Source organism: Streptomyces sp. CBMA291, from assembly GCF_014596525.1.
GTDB lineage: Bacteria > Actinomycetota > Actinomycetes > Streptomycetales > Streptomycetaceae > Streptomyces.
Window position 1 is genome coordinate 35,725 of the sequence record NZ_MSJP01000115.1, and the last position, 21,737, is coordinate 57,461.

Here is a 21,737-nt window from a genome sequence, read left to right on the forward strand (position 1 = left end):
GCCACCCGCCTCGGCCGATCCGCCGCCAGCCTCGGAGGATCCGCCGTCTCCCGCCACCATCCGCCAAGCGCTCGCATCGGCCGATCTGCCGCCCGCCTCGGAGGATCCACTGCCGACCTCGGACGATCCGCCGTCCTCCGTCACCATCCGCCAAGCGCTCGCGTCGGCCCGTGAGGCCGCCCGTAGCCGCGCAGCCGCGTACCGTCGGCCATCGCTCACGGAAGCCCCGGCGCTCTCGGCGTACCTGGCACCCCCGGTGCCACCGGCATCCTCGGCACCCCCGGCGCCGTCGGCACACCCGGCGCACCCGGTACCCCCGGCGCCACCGGACGAGAGCCGGGCCGGGGCCGGGGTCCGTCGCTCCCCCGTCGCCGACGGGCAGAATGCCCTCATGACCGCAGACCAGGACCCCGGCCAGGACCCCGCGCTGCTCCGGCGCTGGAACGCCACCCTGCTCGCTGCCCGCGCCGGCCGCGAGGGACCCGACCCCGCCCCGTACGGCCACAACCTCCTCGAACGCTGGGCCGAACCGCAGCGCCGCTACCACACGGTCGAGCATCTGCGCGCGGTCCTCGACCGCATCGACGAACTGGCGGACCAGGGCGGGGAGGGCGGAGAGCTGGAACTCGTACGGCTCGCCGCCTGGTTCCACGACGCGGTCTACCGTCCCGACCGCTCGGAGAACGAGGAACGCTCGGCGGCACTGTCCGAGAAGGCGCTCACGGAGGCGGGCCTCACCCCGCACGAGGTCGCCGAAGTGGCCCGGCTCGTACGCCTGACCACGACACACGACCCCGCGGAAGGCGACCTCAACGGCGAAACCCTCTGCGACGCGGACCTCGCGATCCTGGCGAGCGACCCGGACACGTACCAGCGGTACACGGTGGCGATCCGCGAGGAGTACGCCTTCGTCCCGCCCGCCGACTTCCGCGAAGGGCGTACGAAGGTCCTCCGGCACCTCCTCGCCCTCCCCCGCCTCTTCCGCACCCCCTACGGGGCGGCCGTGTGGGAGGAGAAGGCGAGGGAGAACGTGGAGCGGGAACTGAGGGAACTGAGGGAACTGGGAGAGCTGGGAGAGCTGGGGGAATCCGCGCGGGAGACGGCGTAGCCCCCCCGGCCCCTTCCCTCGGCCTCTCCCCCGGCCCCTCCCCGGACTCAGACGGCGAGCCTGCCGAACAGGTGGTTGGCAGGCGCGCCCGGGTCGTCGCCGTAGAAGAACTCCGCTACGGCCTGGTGGAATTCCGCACGGTCCAGCGCTCCGGAGCCGTCCCGGTCCAAGGCGGCGAAGACGTCGGCGCATTCCTCGCCGGGAACGCCCGCGATGGAGCCAAACATCTGCTCGAACTCGCTTTGGTCGATCTTGCCGTCCCCGTTGAGGTCGACCAGCTCGAAGAAGCAGTCGGTCAGCGGCTCGATCTGCCTCGGATAGAGGGCGGGGTCGACCAGGGCTCGTGTGAACCCTTCGGTCATCTCCCGCAGATCGACCTTGCCGTCACCGTCCTGATCCATCGGGGCGATCACATTCGCCCAGAACGCGTCCATCCCCTCGGTGAGCAGACGGGCGGTCGCGGAGTCCGGCGCGGCGCCACGGGCGGCGATATAGCGCTCGCTCATCAGCCGGACATCCCGCCGGGTGATGAATCCGTCGCCGTCGACGTCGGCTCCCCTGAACCACTGGCCGTATTTGAGGTCTTGAAGTGCAGTCACAGCTACGCACGGTATTCATGTCATTACGCAGACGCAAAGGGCACAGGAATCCTCCGCATCAACGTTCGAGGTCGGGCGGGGTGAAAGCGAGCACCTCGGGAAGGGGACCGTCGTACGGCTCGATCTCGACCAGGGCGCTCAGAGCGCTCGGTCCCTGGGACAGGCGCGAACACGGCCGGTCCGCCGTGAGGGCGTTCGGATTGCCGTGCCGGTCCAAGGTCCCGCTCAGACCCGGCTCGACCGGATCCCACCACGCGCCCGTGGCCAACTGCACGACGCCCGGCATGACGTCATCCGACAGGACCGCGCCCGCGAGACAGCTGCCCCGGTCGTTGTGGACGCGTACGACCATGCCGTTCCCGATACCGCGCGAAGCGGCGTCCGACGGGTTGATCGTCACGGGCTCCCGGCCACGGATCTTCGAGCCGAGGCTGCGGTCACCATTGTCGTACTGGCTGTGCAGACGCGAGGCGGGCTGGTTCGAGATCAGGTGCAGCGGGAACCGGTCCGCGAGATCGGCACCGAGCCACTCCACCGGTTCGAACCACGTCGGATGCCCGGCGCAGTCGTCGTAACCGAACGAATCGATCTCCTCGGAGAAGATCTCTATTCGGCCCGAAGGTGTCGGCAGCGGAAATCGTCGCGGATCCGAGCGGAGCGCCTCGAAACCGCCGGGAACCGGCCCGCTCGACGCGGGCAGCTCGACGGTGGAGTCACGCCAGAACGCGTCGAATCCCGGTAAGGCGGCATCGGCGCCGAGTTCGGCCCTGGTCCGCTCGTAAAGGTGCCGTATCCAGGCGAACTCGGAACGCGACTCGGTGAATTCCCGCTCGTATCCGAGCCGGGCGGCCAACGCGGCGAAAATCCGGTGATCGGTGCGGGACTCACCCGCCGGCTCGCGGACCTTCGGCATCGCGACGAGGTGCGGATCCGAGAACCCGGCGGCGAAGTCGTCGCGCTCCAGACTGGTCGCGACGGGGAGGACGATGTCCGCGAACTTGGCCGTGGTGTTCCACCAGGCTTCGTGCACCACCACCGTGTCGGGGGTCTGCCAGGCTCGCGTCAGCCGGTGCAGATCCTGATGGTGGTGGAACGGGTTCCCGCCACACCAGTAGACCAGGCGAAGCTCGGGCAGGGTGAGACGCCGACCGTCGTAGTCGATGGTCCGCCCCGGACCCAGCAGGGTGTCGGCGATCCTGGCCACCGGGATGAAGTCCGGGACCGGGTTGGGAACCCCGGGAACCGACGCCACGGGAGGGCGCCCCCGGGCCACGCCGGTCGCGTCCATCGTCGCGTAGCCCGCGCCCCAGCCGCAGCCGGGCCGACCCATCGAGCCCGCCATCGCGGCCAGCACGACGGACATCCAGATCGGCTGTTCGCCGTGGTCCGCCCGCTGCACCGCGTAGTTGACCATGACGAGGGAACGCTGTGAGCTGAGACGGCGAGCGAGGTCGACGATCGTTTCACGGCTGATTCCCGTGATCCTCGCCGCCCAGGCGGCGTCCTTGGGGACACCGTCGATTTCGCCGGTCACGTAGGAGGCGAAGCGGTCGAACCCCACGCAGCACCGGCTCAGGAAGTCCTCGTCGTGCCACCCGTTGACCAGCATCGTGTGGGCCATGCCGAGCATCGCGGCGGTGTCGGTGTTGGGGACGACCGGCAGCCACTCGGCGTCGAGGAAACCGGCGACGTCGCTGCGGAGGGGGCTGACGTTCACGAACCGCACCCCCGCTTCACGGCACTCGCGCTGGAGATCCCGCGTCTGGTGCCTGGCCAGGCCACCGGGGTTGATCTGGCTGTTCTTCAAGGCCAACCCGCCGAACGCCACCACGAGTTCACAGCCCTCGGCGATCTCGTCCCACATCGGCATCCGGGACTGATAGCTCCACGGATGCCCGCCGATCACATGCGGCAGGATGACCTCCAACGCCGCTGTGCTGTACGTGTTACGGGAGTCGGTGTACCCCCCGCCCAACGCCAGGAACCGGTGCAGCTGCCCCTGCGCGTTGTGGAACCCGCCCGCACTCGCCCACCCGTAGGACCCGCCGAACACCGCGCTGTCCCCATGCCGAGAACGTACCCGCCGAAGCTCATCGCTCACCAGCGTGATCGCGTCGTCCCAGCCCACCTCCACGAAGGCGTCCGAGCCTCTGGCCCTGCCACCGACACGCGGCAGACCGTCCAGCCACCCCCTGCGCACCGCCGGACGCAACACACGGGCACCGTCCTCGGCGGCGGCCACCATCCCGGGACCGATGGGCGAAGGCGCGGGATCATCCCCCCTCGGCTCGATACGCACCAACCGCCCGGAGTCCACCACGGCGACGAAACTGCCCCAATGCGTCGCGACCGACATACGACGCTCCACCATGCGTCGACTCCCTTCCGTCCCCCGAGCCCTTCCGTGCCCTCGAACCCCTCTGCCTGCCGATTGCCGACTGCCGGCTGCCGATTGCTGGCTGCTGGCTGCTGGCTGCTGGCTGCTGGCTGCCGTCGCCACGGGGGCTCCGCTTCAGCCGACGGCCGGAGGGACCGAGGGACTGAGACTGCCCTTATGGGGCGGAGGGCAATCCTGGTGGTGAGTGTGACGGGGGCGCGGCGTTCGCAGGGGGCCTCGGGGGCTCGACTCAGGGGCCCGGTTGAGGCGCTCGGCTCGGGAGGGCGATCAGGGATCCGGCTCGGGGATCCGGCTCAGGCGCTTGGCTCGGGGGCTCGGCTCAGGGGCTCGGCTCGGGCGCTTGGCTCAGGGGCTTGGCTCGGGCGCTTGGCTCAGGGGCTTGGCTCGGGCGCTCGCGAGCAGTTCGTACTCGATCATCCCGTCCCGTGGCCCGAGCCGGGTGAACCCCGCCTTGGCGAGGACCCGGCCGGACGCCGGATCGCCGGGGCGTCCTCGGGCGTCAGCTCCCGGAGCCGGGTCATCGGGTGAGCAGCCCAACGAGGGCGGCGGCCGTGGGGCGGTCGCCCGGCGCGGGCTCCAGACACGCGGCGATCACGTCCTCGAACTCCGGGAACGGCCAAGGCCGGGCCTCCGGCAGTGACACGGTCCCGCCCCGGGCGATGGCGGCCAGTTTCTCCCGGCGGTCCTCGCCGTCCTCGTAGAAGACGGGGCGGCGGCCCGTCCAGCACCAGAAGAGCGAGGCGCCGAGACCCCAGACGTCCGCTTCCGGCCCTGCCTGGAGATGGACGTCGGCGGGGGTGGAGAGGAGCGCGTCGGCGATCTCGGGGGCCGTGGTGTGGGTGAGCGCGCCCCGGTAGGGCAGCCGCCGACCACCACCGGGACCACAGGCGAGGGCGTAGTCGACGAGCACCGCCCGGCCGTCGTCGGTGACCAGCGTGTTCGTGGGCTGGACGTCCGCGTGCACCCACCCGACGGCATGCATACGGGCCAGATGCCCGGCCCAGGTACGGGCCACGCCCAGGATCCAGGGTCGACGAAGCGGGTCGCCGGGACGCGGGTCGCCGGGGTGGGTGCCGGGTGGGGCCGGTTGCGGGGAGGCGGGGTGGGCACCGTGTGGAGCCGGGTGCGGGGAGGCGGGGTGGTTCGGTAGCGCGGAGGTGTCCGCGACCGGGTGCCCGGCGGTCCGTGGGGCCGGATGCCCGCCCCCACGGACCGCCGGGCCTCCCCCACCCCGTACTCCCTCGTCCCGTACTCCTCCGAACGCGTTCCACACCGGACGCCCGTCCACCCATCGCACCGCGAGCCACCGGCCGCCCCGCCATGCTCCCGCTCCGACCCGGTACCCGGGGTCCAGCGCGCCCGCGTCGACGAGCCGGACGAGGTGTTCGTCCTCCTGCGCCATCTCGGCGGCCTTGTACCGCGCGGCCTCAACGGTCCCAGCGGCCTCAGTGATCCCGGCGGTCCCGGCGTGGGGCGCGTTCGTCTTCAGTGCGACGGTGCCCCGGGGGCCCTGGACCCGCCAGGCCCGCGAGCCGCGCCGGTCGCTCAGGAGGCGGGTCGTGAGGGGGTCGCCGATCCGGCTGCCGAGCCACTCGACGGCTTCGCCGGGGGGAGGGAGCGCTTCGTCCATGTGCGGATCTCCTGCCAGTCGTGGGGGGCGTGCGCGAGAACGTCACGGCCGTCGTCGACGGCGACGGCGAGCGCGGCGGCCAGACCGGGAGTGGCCTGAAGGAGCCGTGGATCGCGCCGACGGACGGCGGCCCGCACCGCGAGGAACGAGACGGGAGCGGGCGGTACGGGCACCCCCGCCCGCGTGGCCTCCTCCTCGCCCGCGTGGAACTTGCCGACCATGATCCCCACCGGGCCGTACAGGTTCTTGAGGGCCCAGTGCGGCCACTCCAGCAGTTCGGGGTGCCCGACACCGGGGACGGCACCGAGAAGTGCGACGTTCTCGCAGTGCAGAAGGCCATGGGGCCGGGAGAGCAGGGCCGCAGCCGCTCGGCGGCCCGGACCCCCGCGTGGAACAGTTCGGCCTCCACCGCGTCCGGGTCGCCGTCCGCGTGGTAGACGGTCCAGGTGGTCAGCCCTCGCGCGACGGAGGGGGCCAGATGGGGGCAGAGCGCCGTCATCCGCTCCACGTACCCGACGGTGTCGACGGACCGGGGCCTGACGGTGGCGGCCTCGACGAGGCGGAGCGCCCCGGCGGTCGGCCGGGACGGTCCGCCGGGGCAGGCGGGGGTCACCGGCCGCCGGGCACGGCGTCGTCGCCGTCGGCATCACCGGTGGTCGGAACGCAGTCCCACTCGGCCACGACCGTGCCGGTCTCCCGGTAGCGGGCGAACGCGGCCCGGTCCACGACACCTCTCTCGTCGGCGAACCAGACCTCGGGCAGCGGCCCGTACGCCTCTTCGTACGCGCCCACCCAGCCGACCACGCCGGAGCCCCTCACCGCCCGGTGCCCGAGAACGGCTCCCGCGTGCTCGACGCCGAACGCCACGCCCTCGGAGGTCCCGAGCATCCGATGCCACACGGCGTCCACGGCCCGCGAGAACATCCCGGAAACCCCTTCCCCCCGCTCCAACCGCCGCCCCGCGACAGCCAGAAACCGGCCGAGTTCACGACGCTCGACGGGGAGGGCGGGGAGGGTGGGGGTGTTCACGGTGGGGGCGTTCGTGGCAGGGGCGTTCGTGGCGGAGGTGCTCATGGTGGTACTCCTCTCGACGGTGTTCCGGGTCTTTGAAGCCGCCTCCGGCAGAGGTCTCCCGAAGAACCCCGGGCTTCGGACGGGCACTCGCCAAGCTAGGGAATCCGGTATGCGCCGCTCAACGCGATTGCGATTTATTGCGCGGGTTCATCCCAGTGCGCTGATCGCCGTGTGAATCAGCGCCCGCGCTTGGTCGCCATGGACCGCCATCCTCGAAAGGCGCTCGAACGCTCTTGCGTAGTCGTTGATTTCGCGGGGCTGGACGATGCCTATCCTGGCGGTGAGCGTCTCCACAGCGACGTACTCATCGTCGTAGAGGTAGAACGCCTCAAGAGGCCATACCGTCCGGCTCGCGGTGAAGGGGATCACACCGAGGGAGACGCTCGCCAACGGCATCACAGTGAGCAGATGCCGGAGTTGGCCGACCATCGCCTCGGGATCTCCGACACGATGACGCAGAACCGCCTCCTCAAGCACGACGGCGAAGCGGTGGCCGCCTTCGTACAGGAAGCGCGAGCGGGCGATCCGTGATGCGACGGCTTCGGAAACATCGTCGGGCGTACCCTGGAATGCCGTGATGGATTCCAGAAGCGCCGTGGCGTATCCCGGGGTCTGGAAGAAGCCCGGCACGACATTGGAGGCGTACACCCGCTGGTGTGCCGCTCCCGCAGCAGTCGAGTTCACCCTTTCCTGAAGCCGCCGCATGCCGTTGCGGTGCAGGCTGCGCCATTCCTGGTACATCGAGTCGACCGCTCGGGCGGTCGCGATCAGATCCGCAGCCTGTTCTTCTGCCGAGCAGGCAGCACACCACGCACGGATGTCGGCCTCGCTCGGCATCACCTTGGCGCCCTGGATACGGGAGGTCTTGGCCGGATGCCAGCCGCACCGGGCAGACAGCTCGTCCCCCGTGAGTCCCGCGTCCCTGCGCAGATGGGAGAGGCGCACGGCGAGAGCCTCGCGGGCGGCCTGGGCGCTGGATGAAGGGGAGACGGTCATGGGCTGGCTGTCCGGCAGGGGTCAGACGGAGTACTTCTCGTGGTCGACGGCGCGCTCCCACACGGTCTCGAATGCAGAACCGCACAGCGCGACGACTGCGGGGTCCTCGCTGAACTCCTTCGGCGAATCGGCCCAGGCCCCGTCACCCGTAAAGATGTTGAACTGCACGAGGCGGTCGTCGAAAAGCCAGAAATCGGCCCCCGGCAGGGCGATATCCACCGCCTGCCTCCGTGGCAGCCAGCGGACCAGCTCGCCTGCCCCGAGGTTCAGCGCGGTCGAGGCGTGCTCCCACCGGATGTAGTCCGTCACCGGTTCGGAGACGATGCGGGCCCTGCGCATCACGACACCCCGGCCGACGGCTTCGCGCACCATACCCAGCCAGCCAGGCCACCACCGGGCGGTCGGGTCGAGCTCAAGGCTTCCGGTGTGCTTGAACCGCTCGAACTCCTCGGCCTCGTCGACGACGGCGTACAGGTCGCGCATCTCCAGGTGCACCGCGCTGTGGTGTGTACCGGCCAGGAGATCAGCGAAGCTCGGCACGGGCTTCTGCGACATCGCACGCCTTCCTCAGGAGGGGAATCATGCGGGTCGGGATACGGATCACGGTCTCGTGCTCCGGGACGCCGACCCTGTGGCCGACGACCCACTCCGTACCCCCGATGAGCTCCTCCAGATCGCCTTCCGCCTTGATGCCCTGGAGCACCAGGTCGGCCGTCTCTTCCTCGACCCAGATCGTCGGCGATCCCTCGCCACCCGTCTCCGGGTCGATCCCTACGAACTGTAATCCCACAACACGCTCCCCAAGTAACTTGGTTGCGGTTTCTTGCCGTTGACGTTCCTCTCCCTCCCTCCAAGGGTCAAGAGCGCATCCACCGTCGGCGGATCCCCCACCCCTGAAACCCTCCGGCGACTCCCCGGAGCCCGCGAGGTGACGCGCCCCCGTCCCCATCTCGTATCCCGAAAAGTTCCCACCCCCCGGAATGACAGGGACAAACCCCCCGTTGACGCATGTCATGTCGTCGACCCCCGCCGAACCCTCCCCGGCCCCCGCCCAGCCCTCCCCAGCCCCAGCCTCTGCCCCAGCCGCCTCTGCCTCTGCCTCGGCCTCCGTCGAGTCCTCCCCGGCCACCGTCGCCCCCACCGTCGCCCCGGACCCCACCGACCCCGCTCCCACCGCCCCCGCCGCTCCCCGTATGCCCCTCGCCGTCTACATCCTCGGGCTATCCGTCTTCGCGCTCGGGACCAGTGAGTTCATGCTCTCCGGGCTGCTGCCGCCCATCGCCGAGGACATGGGGGTCTCCATTCCCCGGGCCGGGCTGCTCATCTCCGCGTTCGCCGTCGGGATGGTCGTCGGGGCGCCGCTGCTCGCCGTCGCCACCCTTCGGCTGCCCCGGAAGACCACCCTCATCGCGCTCATCACCGTCTTCGGGATCGGGCAGGTCGCGGGAGCGCTCGCGCCCGACTACGCCGTGCTCTTCGTCTCCCGGGTCGTGAGCGCCCTCGCCTGCGCCGGGTTCTGGGCCGTCGGCGCCGCCGTCGCCATCGCCATGGTCCCGGTCGGCTCCCGGGCCCGCGCCATGGCCGTGATGATCGGCGGGCTCTCCATAGCCAACGTCCTCGGCGTCCCCGCCGGTGCCTTCCTCGGCGAGCACCTCGGCTGGCGTTCCGCCTTCTGGGCCGTCGCGGTGGCCTCCGCCTTCGCCCTCGTCGGCGTGCTGACCCGTATCCCGCACATCCCGCTCCCCGCGGCCAGACCCCGCCTCAAGAACGAACTCGGCATCTACCGCGACCGTCAGGTCCTGCTCTCCATCGCCGTCACCGCGCTCGCCGCGGGCGGCGTCTTCTGCGCCTTCTCCTACCTCGCCCCGCTCCTCACCGACGTCTCCGGGCTCGGCGAAAGCTGGGTCTCCGGCGTCCTCGCCCTCTTCGGCATCGGCGCCGTCATCGGCACCACCATCGGCGGGCGGGTCGCCGACGCACACCCCTTCGGCGTCCTCCTCGGCGGCATCACCGCCTCCACCGTCTTCCTCGTCGCCCTCGCCCTCCTCGCGTCGAGCCCCGCCGCCACCATCGCCCTGGCCTTCCTCCTCGGCGTCTCCTCCTTCTTCACCGCCCCCGCCCTCAACGCCCGTATGTTCAACGTCGCCGGAGCCGCCCCCACCCTCGCGGGCGCCACCACCACCGCCGCCTTCAACCTCGGCAACACCAGCGGCCCCTGGCTCGGCGGCGCCGTCATCGACGCGGACCTCGGCTACGCCTCCACCGCCTGGGCGGGCGCCGCCATGACCGCCCTCGGCCTGGCCGCGGTGGTCCTCTCCCTCCGGCTGACCAGGAGCGAGTCCCGTGTCGTCGCCCGGGGCACCCGCCCCGCCGACCTCCCCGCCCGCCCCGCCGACCGCGACGAGTGCGCCTCAAGCCGGTGACGCCCGAAACCCGCTTCCCGGTGCCTGGCCCCGCCTCTAGAGTGACCCGGATGACCCCACGGATGATCATCCTCAACGGCGCTTCCAGCTCCGGGAAGTCCGGGATCGCACGGTGTCTCCAGACCGTGCTGCCCGAGCCGTGGCTGACCTTCGGGATCGACTCGCTCATCGACGCCATGCCCGCCTCGATGCAGTCCGCCGACGACGGCATCGGTCTCGGCGACGACGGCGGCGTCCACATCGGCGACACCTTCCGCCGACTCGAAGCCGCCTGGGCCGAAGGTCTCGTCACCATGGCCCGCGCCGGCGCCCGGATCATCGTCGACGACGTGTTCCTCGGCGCCGCCACCGCGCAGGAACGGTGGCGCACCCACCTCGGCGACCTCGACGTCCTCTGGGCCGGAGTCCACTGCGACCCCGCCGTCGCCACCTCCCGCGAGACCGCCCGGGGCGACCGGATCCCCGGCATGGCCGCCCGCCAGGCCCACCTCGTCCACCAGGGCGTCCGCTACGACATCGAGGTCGACACCACCCGTACGGAAGCACTCGACTGCGCCCGCGCCATCGCCGCGCGCGTCCGCTGAGCCGGGGCTCCGAGATCCCGCTCAGTACGCCGGGCGGCCCTTCGGGCGGCGCAGACCCGCTTCCGTGAGGCGGCGCAGCAGTTCCTTGGAGCCGACCTCGACCGCGCCGCCCGCCACCGCGTCCGCGTACCGGTCCGACGGGACGTCGTAGTGGTCGCGCTCGAAGGCGCGCGGCGGGGCGCCGATGCCGGCGGCGAACGCGTGCAGCTCCTCGAACGAGACATCGCTGACCAGGTGGGACCACATACGCCCATGGCCGGGCCAGGTCGGCGGGTCGATGTAGAGGGTCATGTGAGACCGCCGACCGGCGCCACGACCACGCCCTGCTTGCCGCAGACCCAGTGCGGGTCCGGGCCCAGCTCGGGCTCGACGTCGAGGGCGTGCGGGTCGCCGGTGGAGCAGACCGGGCAGAGCGGCCAGCGTCCGTACCGTTCCAGCAGGGCGTCCTGGACGTCCTGGGCGACGAGACCGGCGACGTACGAGACCCCGTCCGGCCACTGCTCGACCCACCAGCGCCGGTGGGTCACCGCGTCCTCCACCATCGACACGACCTCGGCGGCGGCGACGTCCCTGGCCACCAGATCGGCCAGTACCAGCGCCCGAGCGGTGTGCAGCGCCTGTTCCACGGAGTCGATGTCGTCCATGCACTCATTGTCGCCCGTCTGCCGGGGAAGGCGGAGACCGGAACGGAGGTCCGTGCTCCTCCCGGGGCTCCGGAGACGCCGGGGGTCTTGTCGAGCCACCCGGCCGAAAGTATCTTTCACGGGTGACCAATGATGTGAAGGAAAGTTTCACAACTGAGGTGTCCCCAGCCTCGGCCACCTCCGCCACCCCCACGACGCCGGGCCTCCCCAGCCCGGCCACCCCCGCTCCCACCCCCGCTCCCACCCCCGGCTCCCGCACCACCCCGGCCATCCCCGCACAGGCCCCCGCCCCCCTCTCCCCCGCCCCCGCCGCCCTCGCCGCCAAGGTCAGGACCCTCGCGCCCTCCATGACCCGCTCCATGCAGCGGGTCGCCGAAGCCGTCGCCGGAGACCCCGCCGGGTGCGCCGCGCTCACCGTCACCGGGCTCGCCGAGCTGACCGGCACCAGCGAGGCGACCGTCGTCCGCACCGCCCGGCTCCTCGGCTACCCCGGCTACCGCGATCTGCGGCTCGCCCTCGCCGGACTCGCCGCCCAGCAGCAGTCGGGGCGCGCGCCCGTCGTCACCGCCGACATCGCCGTCGACGACCCCATCGCCGACGTCGTCGCCAAGCTCGCCTACGACGAACAGCAGACCCTCGCCGACACCGCCGCCGGACTCGACACCATCCAGCTCGGCGCCGCCGTCGCCGCCCTCGCCACCGCCCGCCGCATCGACATCTACGGCGTCGGCGCCTCCGGACTCGTCGCCCAGGACCTCGGCCAGAAACTCCTGCGCATAGGGCTTCTCGCCCACGCCCACAGCGATCCGCACCTCGCCGTCACCAACGCCGTACAGCTGCGCTCCGGCGACGTCGCCATCGCCATCACCCACTCCGGCTCCACCGGCGACGTCATCGAGCCGCTCCGGGTGGCCTTCGACCACGGCGCCACCACCGTCGCCGTCACCGGGCGCCCCGACGGGCCCGTCACCCAGTACGCCGACCACGTCCTGACCACCTCGACCGCCCGCGAGAGCGAACTGCGCCCCGCGGCCATGTCCTCCCGGACCAGTCAACTCCTGGTCGTGGACTGCCTGTTCACCTGCGTCACCCAGCGTACGTACGAGACGGCGGCGCCCGCCCTCGCCGCCTCGTACGAAGCACTCGCCCACCGGCACTCGCCCCGCAGCCGCTGAACCACGAAAGAGCCGCACCGTGTCGACCACGTACGACGAACTCCGCGCCCAGCTGGCCACCCTCACCACCGAGGCGTTCCGTCCGGAACTGGCCGAGATCGACCGGCTTCCCACCGCCGAACTCGCCGCGCTCATGAACGGCGAGGACGCCACCGTGCCCGCCGCCGTCGCCCGGCAGCTGCCCGCCATCGCCGCCGCGATCGACGCGACCGCCGCCCGGATGGCCCGCGGCGGCCGGCTCGTCTACATGGGGGCGGGCACGGCGGGGCGCCTCGGCGTCCTCGACGCCAGCGAGTGCCCGCCCACCTTCAACACCGACCCCTCCCGGGTCGTCGGCCTCATCGCGGGCGGCCCCTCCGCCATGGTCGAAGCCGTCGAGGGCGCCGAGGACTCCAGGGAACTGGCCGCCGCCGACCTCGACGCCCTCGGCATCACCCCCGACGACACCGTCGTCGGCATCTCCGCCTCCGGCCGCACCCCGTACGCCGTCGGCGCCGTCGTACACGCCCGCGCCGCCGGAGCCCTCACCATCGGCCTCTCCTGCAACCCGGACAGCGCGCTCGCCGCCGCCGCCGAACACGGCATCGAGGTCGTCCCCGGGCCCGAACTGCTCACCGGCTCCACCCGCTTGAAGGCGGGCACCGCCCAGAAGCTCGTCCTCAACATGATCTCGACCATCACCATGATCCGGCTGGGCAAGACCTACGGAAACCTCATGGTCGACGTCCGCGCCTCCAACGAGAAGCTCCAGGCCCGCTCCCGGCGGATCGTCGCCCTCGCCACCGGCGCCCCGGACGAGCAGATCGAGAACGCCCTCAGCGCCGCCGACGGCGAGGTGAAGAACGCGATCCTGATGATCCTCGCCGGGATCGACGCCCCCACAGCCGCCGACCGCCTCACCACCTCCCGGGGCCACCTCCGCGCCGCCCTCCACCCGAGCGACCTGAGCGACGCGAGTGACGTGAGTGACCCGAGCGATGTGAGCGACGCGAGTGACGTGAGCGACCCGAGTGATGTGAGTGGTTCCGCGTGACCCGGTGGCCTGAGTGCCCCATGCCCCCAGTGGGCTGAACGGGCCGAGTGACCCGGTGGGCCGACCGCCGCCCTCGTGGGCTGCGTACGGCGCCGAACGCGCCGGTGAAACGCCCGAGGGCGGCACCCCCAGTGGGAGTGCCGCCCTCGGTCTCGTTCTTCGCGTCAGCGACGAACCACCGATCCCGGAGGATCAGAAGTCCATGTCGCCGCCCGGCATGCCGCCACCGGCGGGCGCGGCGGCCTTCTCCGGCTTGTCGGCGATGACGGCCTCGGTGGTGAGGAACAGCGCGGCGATCGACGCGGCGTTCTGGAGCGCGGAGCGCGTCACCTTCGCCGGGTCGATGATGCCCTCGGCGATGAGGTCGACGTACTCGTTGGTCGCGGCGTTCAGACCGTGGCCGACGGGCAGGTTGCGGACCTTCTCCGCCACGACGCCACCCTCAAGGCCGGCGTTGACGGCGATCTGCTTCAGCGGGGCCTCAAGGGCCAGCTTCACGATGTTCGCACCCGTGGCCTCGTCACCCGCGAGGTCGGCCTCAAGCTTCTCGAAGACCGAGGAAGCCTGGAGCAGGGCCACGCCACCACCGGCGACGATGCCCTCCTCGACGGCGGCCTTCGCGTTGCGGACGGCGTCCTCGATGCGGTGCTTGCGCTCCTTCAGCTCGACCTCGGTGGCGGCACCGGCCTTGATGACGGCCACGCCGCCGGCCAGCTTCGCCAGACGCTCCTGGAGCTTCTCGCGGTCGTAGTCCGAGTCGCTGTTCTCGATCTCGGCGCGGATCTGGTTCACGCGACCGGCGACCTGGTCGCTGTCACCGGCACCGTCGACGATGGTCGTCTCGTCCTTGGTGATGACGACCTTGCGGGCGCGGCCGAGCAGGTCGAGGCCCGCGTTCTCCAGCTTGAGGCCGACCTCCTCGGAGATGACCGTGCCGCCGGTGAGGATGGCGATGTCGTTCAGCATGGCCTTGCGGCGGTCGCCGAAGCCCGGAGCCTTGACCGCGACGGACTTGAAGGTGCCGCGGATCTTGTTGACGACCAGGGTCGACAGGGCCTCGCCCTCGACGTCCTCGGCGATGATCAGCAGCGGCTTGCCCGACTGCATGACCTTCTCCAGGAGCGGGAGGAGGTCCTTCACCGAGGAGATCTTCGAGTTGACGATGAGGAGGTAGGGGTCGTCGAGCGACGCCTCCATGCGCTCCATGTCGGTGGCGAAGTACGCCGAGATGTAGCCCTTGTCGAAGCGCATGCCCTCGGTGAGCTCAAGCTCAAGACCGAAGGTCTGCGACTCCTCGACGGTGATGACGCCTTCCTTGCCGACCTTGTCCATCGCCTCGGCGATCAGCTCGCCGATCTGGGTGTCGGCGGCGGAGATGGAGGCCGTGGAAGCGATCTGCTCCTTGGTCTCGACATCCTTCGCCTGCTCGAGGAGGGCGCCGGAGACGGCCTCGACGGCCTTCTCGATGCCGCGCTTGAGGGCCATCGGGTTGGCACCCGCGGCGACGTTGCGCAGACCCTCGCGGACGAGCGCCTGGGCGAGAACGGTGGCGGTGGTCGTACCGTCGCCGGCGACGTCGTCCGTCTTCTTGGCGACTTCCTTGACCAGCTCGGCGCCGATCTTCTCGTACGGGTCCTCGAGCTCGATCTCCTTGGCGATGGAGACACCATCGTTGGTGATCGTGGGGGCGCCCCACTTCTTCTCGAGGACGACGTTGCGGCCCTTGGGGCCGAGGGTGACCTTGACGGCGTCAGCGAGCTGGTTCATGCCGCGCTCGAGACCGCGCCGGGCCTCCTCGTCGAACGCGATGATCTTGGCCATGTGAAGTGGTCCTCCCGGACATGGGGTGGATAACGCTCCAGGACCGCGCCGACGCCCGCGACGGACGGCCTCCGCAGCTCCGAGCGGTTCCTTGCCCCACCCGGACGGCGACCTCGTCTGCCCGATCCTCGTAGCACTCTCACCTTCCGAGTGCTAACGCCAATGATTAGCACTCGCCCTATGAGAGTGCAAGCCGTTCCGGAGGAACGGGGGTGTCTTCAGGGGTGTCCCCGCGGACTCTCCGGGGGCGTCTCCGGGGCGTCTACGGGGATGCCGTACGGGGGCGCCTCGGGGATGCGTACAGGGATGCCGTACGGGGATGCGTACGAGAGTCGCCCCAGGAGCGTCCGCGGGGCGCCGGGGAACGGCCGAGGGGGCCGCATCCCCTGGGGATGCGGCCCCCTCGACGGCGTTGCGTCGTTGGCCGATCGCGCCGCGCTCAGACGGCGAGCTTGACCATGTCAGCCTGCGGACCCTTCTGGCCCTGCGAGATCTCGAACTCGACTCGCTGTCCCTCTTCGAGGCTGCGGTAGCCATCCATCTGGATCGCGCTGTAGTGGACGAAAACATCCGCACCACCGTCGACCGCGATGAAGCCGTAGCCCTTCTCCGCGTTGAACCACTTGACGGTGCCCTGAGCCATGCCTAACTCCCCTATTACTGGCCCTTGCGCGGGCCCGCACTTCACGGACCCGGGTCAGACCCTGCGTTGGAACGCGTCGACCGCGGCTGAATGTATCTGTCCAACTGCCCTCTGCAACAGGTCAATCGAGCGAGAATTCTGGGCGCGGCTGAAAGGAGAATTAGGGATATCCACCCGGGTTACGGGGCAAGTCGGGCCCGGCAAAGTGCGCAGAAGGTGCACATCGCACACACACTTTGGCTGTTTCTTGTCGCGCGGGGACGCATTCTCGTATGCGTTCGGCGGGAACGAGGGCGGGGACTTCCCCAACTCTACCCCGTTCAACCATACAGAATTACCCCTTCCGCTTATGGGCGCGGAAGGGGCAATTCGAGAAAATGGGATCAGCGGATCGACGGGCGTACGGATCGACGCGTGCGCGGCTCGATGGACGTACGGATCCGGCGGCGCGCGGAGTCGGCGATCAGCCGCCCGCGACGGCCGGAATGATCGAGATGCCGGCGCCCTCGGGGGTGGCGGTCTCCAGACCCTGCTCGAAGCGCACGTCGTCGTCGTTGACGTAGACGTTGACGAAGCGGCGCAGCTTGCCCTGGTCGTCCAGGACGCGGGCGGCGATGCCCGTGTGGTTCTTCTCCAGGTCCGCGATGACCTCGGCGAGGGTCGCGCCCTCCGCCTGGACCTCGGACTGCCCGCCCGTGTAGGTGCGGAGGATGGTGGGGATGCGGACGTTCACGGCCATGTCTTCGTAACCTTTCAGAGCGCCAGACCGGCGTCGCGGAACGCGTCCAGGCTGGGGCGGATGGTGGCGGTCGCCTGAGAGGTGTCGGCCACCGCGTCCAGGGTCTTGAGCCCGTCACCGGTGTTGAGGACGACGGTGGTCAGGTTCGGGTCGATCAGGCCGTTCTCGACGAGCTTGCGGGCCACGCCGACGGTCACGCCGCCCGCGGTCTCCGCGAAGATGCCCTCGGTGCGGGCGAGCAGCTTGATGGCGTCCACGACCTGCTCGTCGTTCACGTCCTCCACGGCGCCGCCGGTGCGGCGGGCGATGTCGAGGACATAGGGGCCGTCCGCCGGGTTGCCGATGGCGAGGGACTTGGCGATCGTGTTCGGCTTCTGTGGGCGGACGACGTCGTGGCCCGCCTTGAAGGCGGCGGAGACCGGGGAGCAGCCCTCTGCCTGGGCGCCGAAGATCTTGTACGGCTTGTCCTCGACGAGGCCCAGCTTGATCAGCTCCTGGAGACCCTTGTCGATCTTCGTGAGCTGGGAGCCGGAGGCGATCGGGATGACCAGCTGGTCGGGGATGACCCAGCCGAGCTGCTCGCAGATCTCGTACGCGAGCGTCTTGGAGCCCTCGCCGTAGTAGGGGCGCAGGTTGACGTTGACGAAGCCCCAGCCCTCGCCGAGCGGGTCGCCGATCAGCTCCGAGCAGAAGCGGTTCACGTCGTCGTAGTTGCCCTCGATGGCGACGAGGTCACCGCCGTAGACACCGGCCATGACGACCTTGCCCTGCTCCAGGTCGTGCGGGATGAAGACGCAGGAGCGGAATCCGGCGCGGGCGGCGGCGGCGCCGACGGCGCCGGCCAGGTTGCCCGTGGAGGAGCAGGAGAGGGTGGTGAAGCCGAAGGCGCGGGCGGCTTCGATGGCCTGGGCGACGACCCGGTCCTTGAAGGAGTGGGTCGGGTTGCCCGAGTCGTCCTTGACGAAGAGCTTGCCGGGGGCGACGCCGATCTCGCGGGCGAGGTTGTCCGCCTTCACGAGTGCGGTCCAGCCCGGGTTCAGGTTGGGCTTCTCGGCGACGTCGGCGGGGACGGGCAGCAGCGGAGCGTAACGCCAGATGCTGGCGGGGCCGGCCTCGATCTGCTTGCGCAGCGCCTCGGGGTCGCCGGCGGGGAGGTCGTACGCCACTTCGAGCGGTCCGAAACACAGCTCGCAGGCGAAGATGGGGCCGAGTGCGAAGACTTCACCACATTCGCGACACGAGAGTCCGGAAGCGGGACCGAGGTCGACGGTGGTGGGGGTAACGGTCTGTACAGCCATGGAGGCGAGGCCCTTTCTCCTCATCTTTCCCATGACGAATTTTTCGCCATGAGACGGATTTGGCACCTTCCCTAGTCGGGGACCTCGCTTGAGAACGAGAACCGACTGGAGGGTTGCCGGGGCTTCAACGGGCCGTTTCCCTCTGCCCCTCTGGATGAGCGGTATTCGATTGTGAGGCGCGGGAAGCTTCGTTCCTGCGCTCCAACGCGGGCGGCACCCCGACGTGCATCGGGCATCCGCGTTGTTCAAGACTGTAACCGAAGGCCCGGACGCTTGGACCGGCCGTCCGTACCGCGAGATGGAGATCACGTGCTGGAAGAAGTGGAGCGGTGGCTGGACCGGCGGTCCTGGTCCCTGGCGGACCGGCCGCTGGAACGGATCCTCGCCGCGAAGCGCGGGACGCGGGTCAGCGTGGTGCTGCCGGCGCTGAACGAGGAGGCGACGGTCGGTGACATCGTCGCGGTCATCCGGCGCGAGTTGATGTCGGAGGCGGTGCCGCTGGTCGACGAGCTGGTGGTGCTCGACTCGGGCTCCACGGACCGCACGGCGGAGGTGGCGGCGGCGGCCGGGGCGCGGGTGGTCGCGCGGGACGAGGTGCTGCCCCGGATACCGGCGGCGCCGGGCAAGGGCGAGGTCCTGTGGCGGTCACTGATGGTGACGAGCGGGGACGTGATCTGTTTCGTGGACGCGGATCTGCGGGACTTCTCGGCGGACTTCGTGACGGGGATCGTGGGCCCGCTGCTCACCGACCCCGAGGTGGACTTCGTGAAGGCGATGTACGACCGCCCGCTGGGCGACGCGCCCGGTCAGGGCGGCCGGGTGACGGAGCTGGTGGCCCGGCCGCTGCTGAATCTGCACTGGCCGCAGCTGGCCGGTTTCGTACAGCCCCTGGGCGGCGAGTACGCGGCCCGGCGCTCGCTCCTGGAGCGGCTACCCTTCCCGGTCGGTTACGGAGTGGAGCTGGGGCTCCTCGTGGACGCCCTGCACACGGTGGGCCTGGACGCCCTCGCGCAGGTCGACGTGGGGGTGCGCAAGCACCGGCACCAGGACGGTCTGGCCCTCGGCCGGATGGCGGCGGCGATCTACCGCACGGCTCAACTGCGCCTCTCCCGTGGGCACTTGGTACGGCCGAGGCTGACGCAGTTCGAGCGGGGGGAGGCGGGCTTCGAGCCGCGGACGTACGCGGTCGACACCGAGGAACGGCCGCCGATGGCGGAGATCGAGGAGTACCGGACCCGCCGGGTGGCGTAACCGCCCGTCATCACCACGTCCTCGGGTCCCTCCACCCCGACAACCCTCGGTGGCCGAATCCCTCCGTCTCGTATACGTACGTTTGAGCGTTTACGGGACGGGCTAGGTACGCCCCATGGCTACTGTGCTTGTGGCATCCAATCGGGGCCCCGTCTCGTACGCGCGCGGCGAGGACGGCGGGCTCACGGCCCGCAGGGGCGGCGGTGGCCTGATCAGCGGGCTGAGCGCCGTCGCCTCGCCGGACAGCCGGTGGGTCTGCGCGGCGCTCGGCGAAGGCGACCGGGAGGCCGTACGGCGCGGGATCGCCGAGCCGGGCGTCAGGATGCTGGACATCGACCCGGAGGTGTACGCCGACGCGTACAACGGCATCGCCAACTCCGTGCTGTGGTTCCTCCACCACCATCTGTACGACGTGCCGCGCGCGCCCGTCTTCGACGCGGAGTTCCGGCGCTGCTGGGACGCGTACCGCGCCTACAACCGGACGTTCGCGGAAGCCCTCGCGCAGGAGGCGGACCCCGGGGCGGCGGTCCTCGTGCAGGACTACCACCTGGCGCTCGTCCCCGGTCTGCTCCGCGCGCTCCGCCCCGACCTGCGGATCGCCCACTTCACGCACACCCCGTGGGCCGACCCTTCGTACTTCCGGATGCTCCCCGGGGACCCGCGCGAGGAGCTGCTGCGGGGGATGCTCGGCGCCGACGAACTGGGCTTCCACACGCGCGCGTGGGCGACGGCGTTCGAGGAGTGCGCGGGCGGACCCGCCGCCCTCGGCCGCACCCGGATCGCACTGCACCCGCTCGGCGTCGACGGCGAGGAACTGCGGTCGCTCGCGTACCGCCCGGAGGTCGACGAGAAACTGGCCCGGCTGCGGGAGGAGACCGGCGGTCGCAGGACCATCGTCCGCGTCGACCGTACGGAACTCTCCAAGAACATCCTGCGCGGCCTGCTCGCCTACCGCGAACTCCTCACCGCCCACCCCGAATGGCGGGACCGCGTCGTCCACCTGGCCTCGGCGTACCCCTCCCGGCAGGACCTGGAGTCGTACCGCGCGTACACCGCGTCCGTACGGGAGCTGGCAGAGGCGATCAACACCGAATTCGGCACCCCCGACTGGCAGCCGGTCCTGGTCTCGCTCGAAGACGACTTCCCCCGCTCCCTCGCCGCCTACCGCCTCGCGGACGTGGCCCTGGTCAACCCGGTCCGCGACGGCATGAACCTGGTCGCGAAGGAGATACCGGTGGTCTCGGAGGAAGGCTGCGCCCTGGTCCTCTCGACGGGCGCGGGCGCGTACGAGGAACTGAAGGCGGACGCGCTGACGGTGAACCCGTACGACGTGACGGAAACAGCGGAGGCCCTCCACCAGGCGCTGACGATGCCCCCCTCGGAACGCGCGGACCGCACGAAACACCTGGCGGAGGCGGCGACGGCCCTTCCGCCGAGGGAGTGGTTCCTGGGGCAGTTGGACTCGTTGAGGGGGTAGGGGTCAGCGTCTTCCAATCCCTGGACCAGCTCAACTCCCGGAAGGAGCAAGCAAGTCGACACGGAGCGAGCCGATGAACCGGAGACGGCCCCCGAGGCACCCGCACGCCCCCGGCTCCAGCGCTACACCGGCGCCCCCGAAGACCTCGCGCGGGTCGTCGCGCCCCTGCTCGCCGTGTACGCGCGCGTGCGCGAGCCGCTGCTGCATCTGCCGAACTACGCCTTGTCGGTCTTCGCCGAGCGGCTCGAACGGCACGGTGGGGAGCCGGGGTTCGAGGCGGTCCTCGCGTTCGACGGCGAGGAGCGGGCGGTGGGGTACGCGTACGGCAACACCGTCGAGAGCGGGGACCGGTGGTGGCGGCGGATGGACGACGTGGACCCTGTCTTCACCCGCGCTCCGGCCCTGGCCCTCAAGGAGATCGGCGTGACACCGGCCCACCGGGGCACGGGGCTCGCCCGGCGCGTCCACGACACGCTCCTCGCCGGGCGCCCCGAACCGTACGTCTCCCTCATGGTCAACGCCTCCGCCGGTGACGGCAAGGTCCGGCGGGTCTACGAGTCCTGGGGCTACGAACCCATCGGCACCAGCCGCCCGTCGCCGGAGTCACCCCTGCTCACCGCGATGATCCGCCCGATCGGAGGCGGGGGCGCCTGACGGCTACGCGTTTCCGTCGTTTCCGTCTTCCTTCGATGACGGTCGGGCCGGCGCCCAGGGCTGCCGTCCGCCCCCGTCGCTCCGTCTTCGACAGGTTGGCGCACCCGGCGTACGGGAGTCCCTGGCCCCGTCCCGGTCGGCCGGCCCGCCGTCTGGGCCGGCTTTCGGGGGCCGGGGGCCAGTGGGGGCC

General features: G+C 70.8%; 21 protein-coding genes, 1 pseudogene and 1 riboswitch. Of the genes and pseudogenes, 8 read left to right on the forward strand and 14 right to left on the reverse strand.

All coding sequences use genetic code 11. The features are described from left to right. Positions 1–391: 391 nt before the first annotated feature. A complete protein-coding gene (locus tag BU197_RS29260; RefSeq protein ID WP_188271479.1) occupies positions 392–1,108 on the forward strand; it encodes a hypothetical protein in 717 nt (238 codons plus the stop codon). A gap of 47 nt (positions 1,109–1,155) precedes the next feature. Here BU197_RS29260 and BU197_RS31395 read toward each other — a convergent pair whose 3' ends face one another. The 8 genes from BU197_RS31395 to BU197_RS29300 form a co-directional block, all read right to left on the reverse strand. After that, complete coding sequence (locus tag BU197_RS31395; RefSeq protein ID WP_188271348.1) at positions 1,156–1,707, reverse strand: EF-hand domain-containing protein; 552 nt, start codon at positions 1,705–1,707, stop codon at positions 1,156–1,158. 58 nt (positions 1,708–1,765) lie between these two features. Next, positions 1,766–4,207, reverse strand: coding sequence for a molybdopterin-dependent oxidoreductase (locus tag BU197_RS29270; protein WP_317452246.1), 2,442 nt, complete (start codon positions 4,205–4,207; stop codon positions 1,766–1,768). Positions 4,208–4,622: 415 nt separating this feature from the next. Beyond that, the gene (locus tag BU197_RS29275) at positions 4,623–5,735 is read right to left on the reverse strand and encodes a protein kinase domain-containing protein (protein WP_188271349.1); all 1,113 of its coding nucleotides are present in this window, start codon (positions 5,733–5,735) and stop codon (positions 4,623–4,625) included. Next, positions 5,651–5,956 carry a hypothetical protein gene (locus BU197_RS31400; RefSeq protein WP_317452247.1) on the reverse strand — a complete coding sequence of 102 codons (306 nt, stop codon included), beginning with the start codon at positions 5,954–5,956 and terminating at the stop codon, positions 5,651–5,653. Before BU197_RS31400 ends, BU197_RS29275 begins: the two co-directional genes overlap by 85 nt. Positions 5,957–6,344: 388 nt before the next feature. Beyond that, positions 6,345–6,809, reverse strand: coding sequence for a hypothetical protein (locus BU197_RS29285; RefSeq protein WP_223183579.1), 465 nt, complete (start codon positions 6,807–6,809; stop codon positions 6,345–6,347). Between the two features lie 147 nt (positions 6,810–6,956). After that, positions 6,957–7,805 carry a helix-turn-helix domain-containing protein gene (locus tag BU197_RS29290; protein WP_188271350.1) on the reverse strand — a complete coding sequence of 283 codons (849 nt, stop codon included), beginning with the start codon at positions 7,803–7,805 and terminating at the stop codon, positions 6,957–6,959. Between the two features lie 21 nt (positions 7,806–7,826). After that, a complete protein-coding gene (locus BU197_RS29295; RefSeq protein WP_188271351.1) occupies positions 7,827–8,360 on the reverse strand; it encodes a DUF6879 family protein in 534 nt (177 codons plus the stop codon). Next, the gene (locus BU197_RS29300; RefSeq protein WP_188271482.1) at positions 8,329–8,595 is read right to left on the reverse strand and encodes a hypothetical protein; all 267 of its coding nucleotides are present in this window, start codon (positions 8,593–8,595) and stop codon (positions 8,329–8,331) included. Before BU197_RS29300 ends, BU197_RS29295 begins: the two co-directional genes overlap by 32 nt. Before the next feature lie 403 nt (positions 8,596–8,998). Here BU197_RS29300 and BU197_RS29305 point away from each other — a divergent pair, with 403 nt between their 5' ends. Together BU197_RS29305 and cpt are read left to right on the forward strand one after the other, a co-directional pair. Further along, positions 8,999–10,228, forward strand: a complete 1,230-nt coding sequence (locus tag BU197_RS29305) for a Cmx/CmrA family chloramphenicol efflux MFS transporter (RefSeq protein ID WP_188271352.1) — start codon at positions 8,999–9,001, stop codon at positions 10,226–10,228. 50 nt (positions 10,229–10,278) lie between these two features. Then, entirely contained in the window at positions 10,279–10,812 is a 534-nt protein-coding gene (cpt, locus tag BU197_RS29310; RefSeq protein WP_223183580.1) for a chloramphenicol phosphotransferase CPT, read from the forward strand. A gap of 21 nt (positions 10,813–10,833) precedes the next feature. Here the strand turns inward: cpt and BU197_RS29315 are convergent, their stop codons facing one another. Then, positions 10,834–11,103: a DUF4031 domain-containing protein gene (locus tag BU197_RS29315; protein WP_188271353.1), complete on the reverse strand. Its 270-nt coding sequence runs from the start codon at positions 11,101–11,103 to the stop codon at positions 10,834–10,836. Continuing rightward, positions 11,100–11,456, reverse strand: coding sequence for a hypothetical protein (locus tag BU197_RS29320; protein WP_188271354.1), 357 nt, complete (start codon positions 11,454–11,456; stop codon positions 11,100–11,102). Before BU197_RS29320 ends, BU197_RS29315 begins: the two co-directional genes overlap by 4 nt. A 269-nt stretch (positions 11,457–11,725) precedes the next feature. On the opposite strand from BU197_RS29320, the gene BU197_RS29325 reads away from it, so the two are divergent. After that, a complete protein-coding gene (locus BU197_RS29325) occupies positions 11,726–12,631 on the forward strand; it encodes a MurR/RpiR family transcriptional regulator (RefSeq protein ID WP_188271484.1) in 906 nt (301 codons plus the stop codon). Positions 12,632–12,650: 19 nt separating this feature from the next. Beyond that, positions 12,651–13,562: pseudogene (gene murQ, locus BU197_RS29330) on the forward strand (N-acetylmuramic acid 6-phosphate etherase); the annotation flags it as partial. 294 nt (positions 13,563–13,856) lie between these two features. Here murQ and groL read toward each other — a convergent pair. The 4 genes from groL to thrC all read right to left on the reverse strand — a co-directional run bounded on the left by groL (position 13,857) and on the right by thrC (position 18,189). After that, positions 13,857–15,485, reverse strand: coding sequence for a chaperonin GroEL (gene groL, locus BU197_RS29335; protein WP_188271355.1), 1,629 nt, complete (start codon positions 15,483–15,485; stop codon positions 13,857–13,859). A 439-nt stretch (positions 15,486–15,924) separates the two neighbouring features. Then, positions 15,925–16,128, reverse strand: a complete 204-nt coding sequence (locus BU197_RS29340; RefSeq protein WP_015035246.1) for a cold-shock protein — start codon at positions 16,126–16,128, stop codon at positions 15,925–15,927. 463 nt (positions 16,129–16,591) lie between these two features. Further along, positions 16,592–16,867, reverse strand: coding sequence for a MoaD/ThiS family protein (locus BU197_RS29345; RefSeq protein ID WP_188271356.1), 276 nt, complete (start codon positions 16,865–16,867; stop codon positions 16,592–16,594). Between the two features lie 14 nt (positions 16,868–16,881). Continuing rightward, the gene (thrC, locus tag BU197_RS29350) at positions 16,882–18,189 is read right to left on the reverse strand and encodes a threonine synthase (RefSeq protein WP_188271485.1); all 1,308 of its coding nucleotides are present in this window, start codon (positions 18,187–18,189) and stop codon (positions 16,882–16,884) included. Then, positions 18,183–18,326, reverse strand: a riboswitch (SAM riboswitch). (Overlaps the previous gene by 7 nt.) A gap of 148 nt (positions 18,327–18,474) precedes the next feature. Here thrC and BU197_RS29355 point away from each other — a divergent pair. The 3 genes from BU197_RS29355 to BU197_RS29365 all read left to right on the forward strand — a co-directional run bounded on the left by BU197_RS29355 (position 18,475) and on the right by BU197_RS29365 (position 21,547). Beyond that, a complete protein-coding gene (locus BU197_RS29355) occupies positions 18,475–19,416 on the forward strand; it encodes a glucosyl-3-phosphoglycerate synthase (RefSeq protein ID WP_188271357.1) in 942 nt (313 codons plus the stop codon). 115 nt (positions 19,417–19,531) lie between these two features. Next, on the forward strand, positions 19,532–20,893 hold the full coding sequence (locus tag BU197_RS29360) for a trehalose-6-phosphate synthase (RefSeq protein WP_188271358.1): 1,362 nt from the start codon (positions 19,532–19,534) through the stop codon (positions 20,891–20,893). 165 nt (positions 20,894–21,058) lie between these two features. Continuing rightward, on the forward strand, positions 21,059–21,547 hold the full coding sequence (locus BU197_RS29365) for a GNAT family N-acetyltransferase (protein ID WP_411158556.1): 489 nt from the start codon (positions 21,059–21,061) through the stop codon (positions 21,545–21,547). Positions 21,548–21,737: the final 190 nt, after the last annotated feature.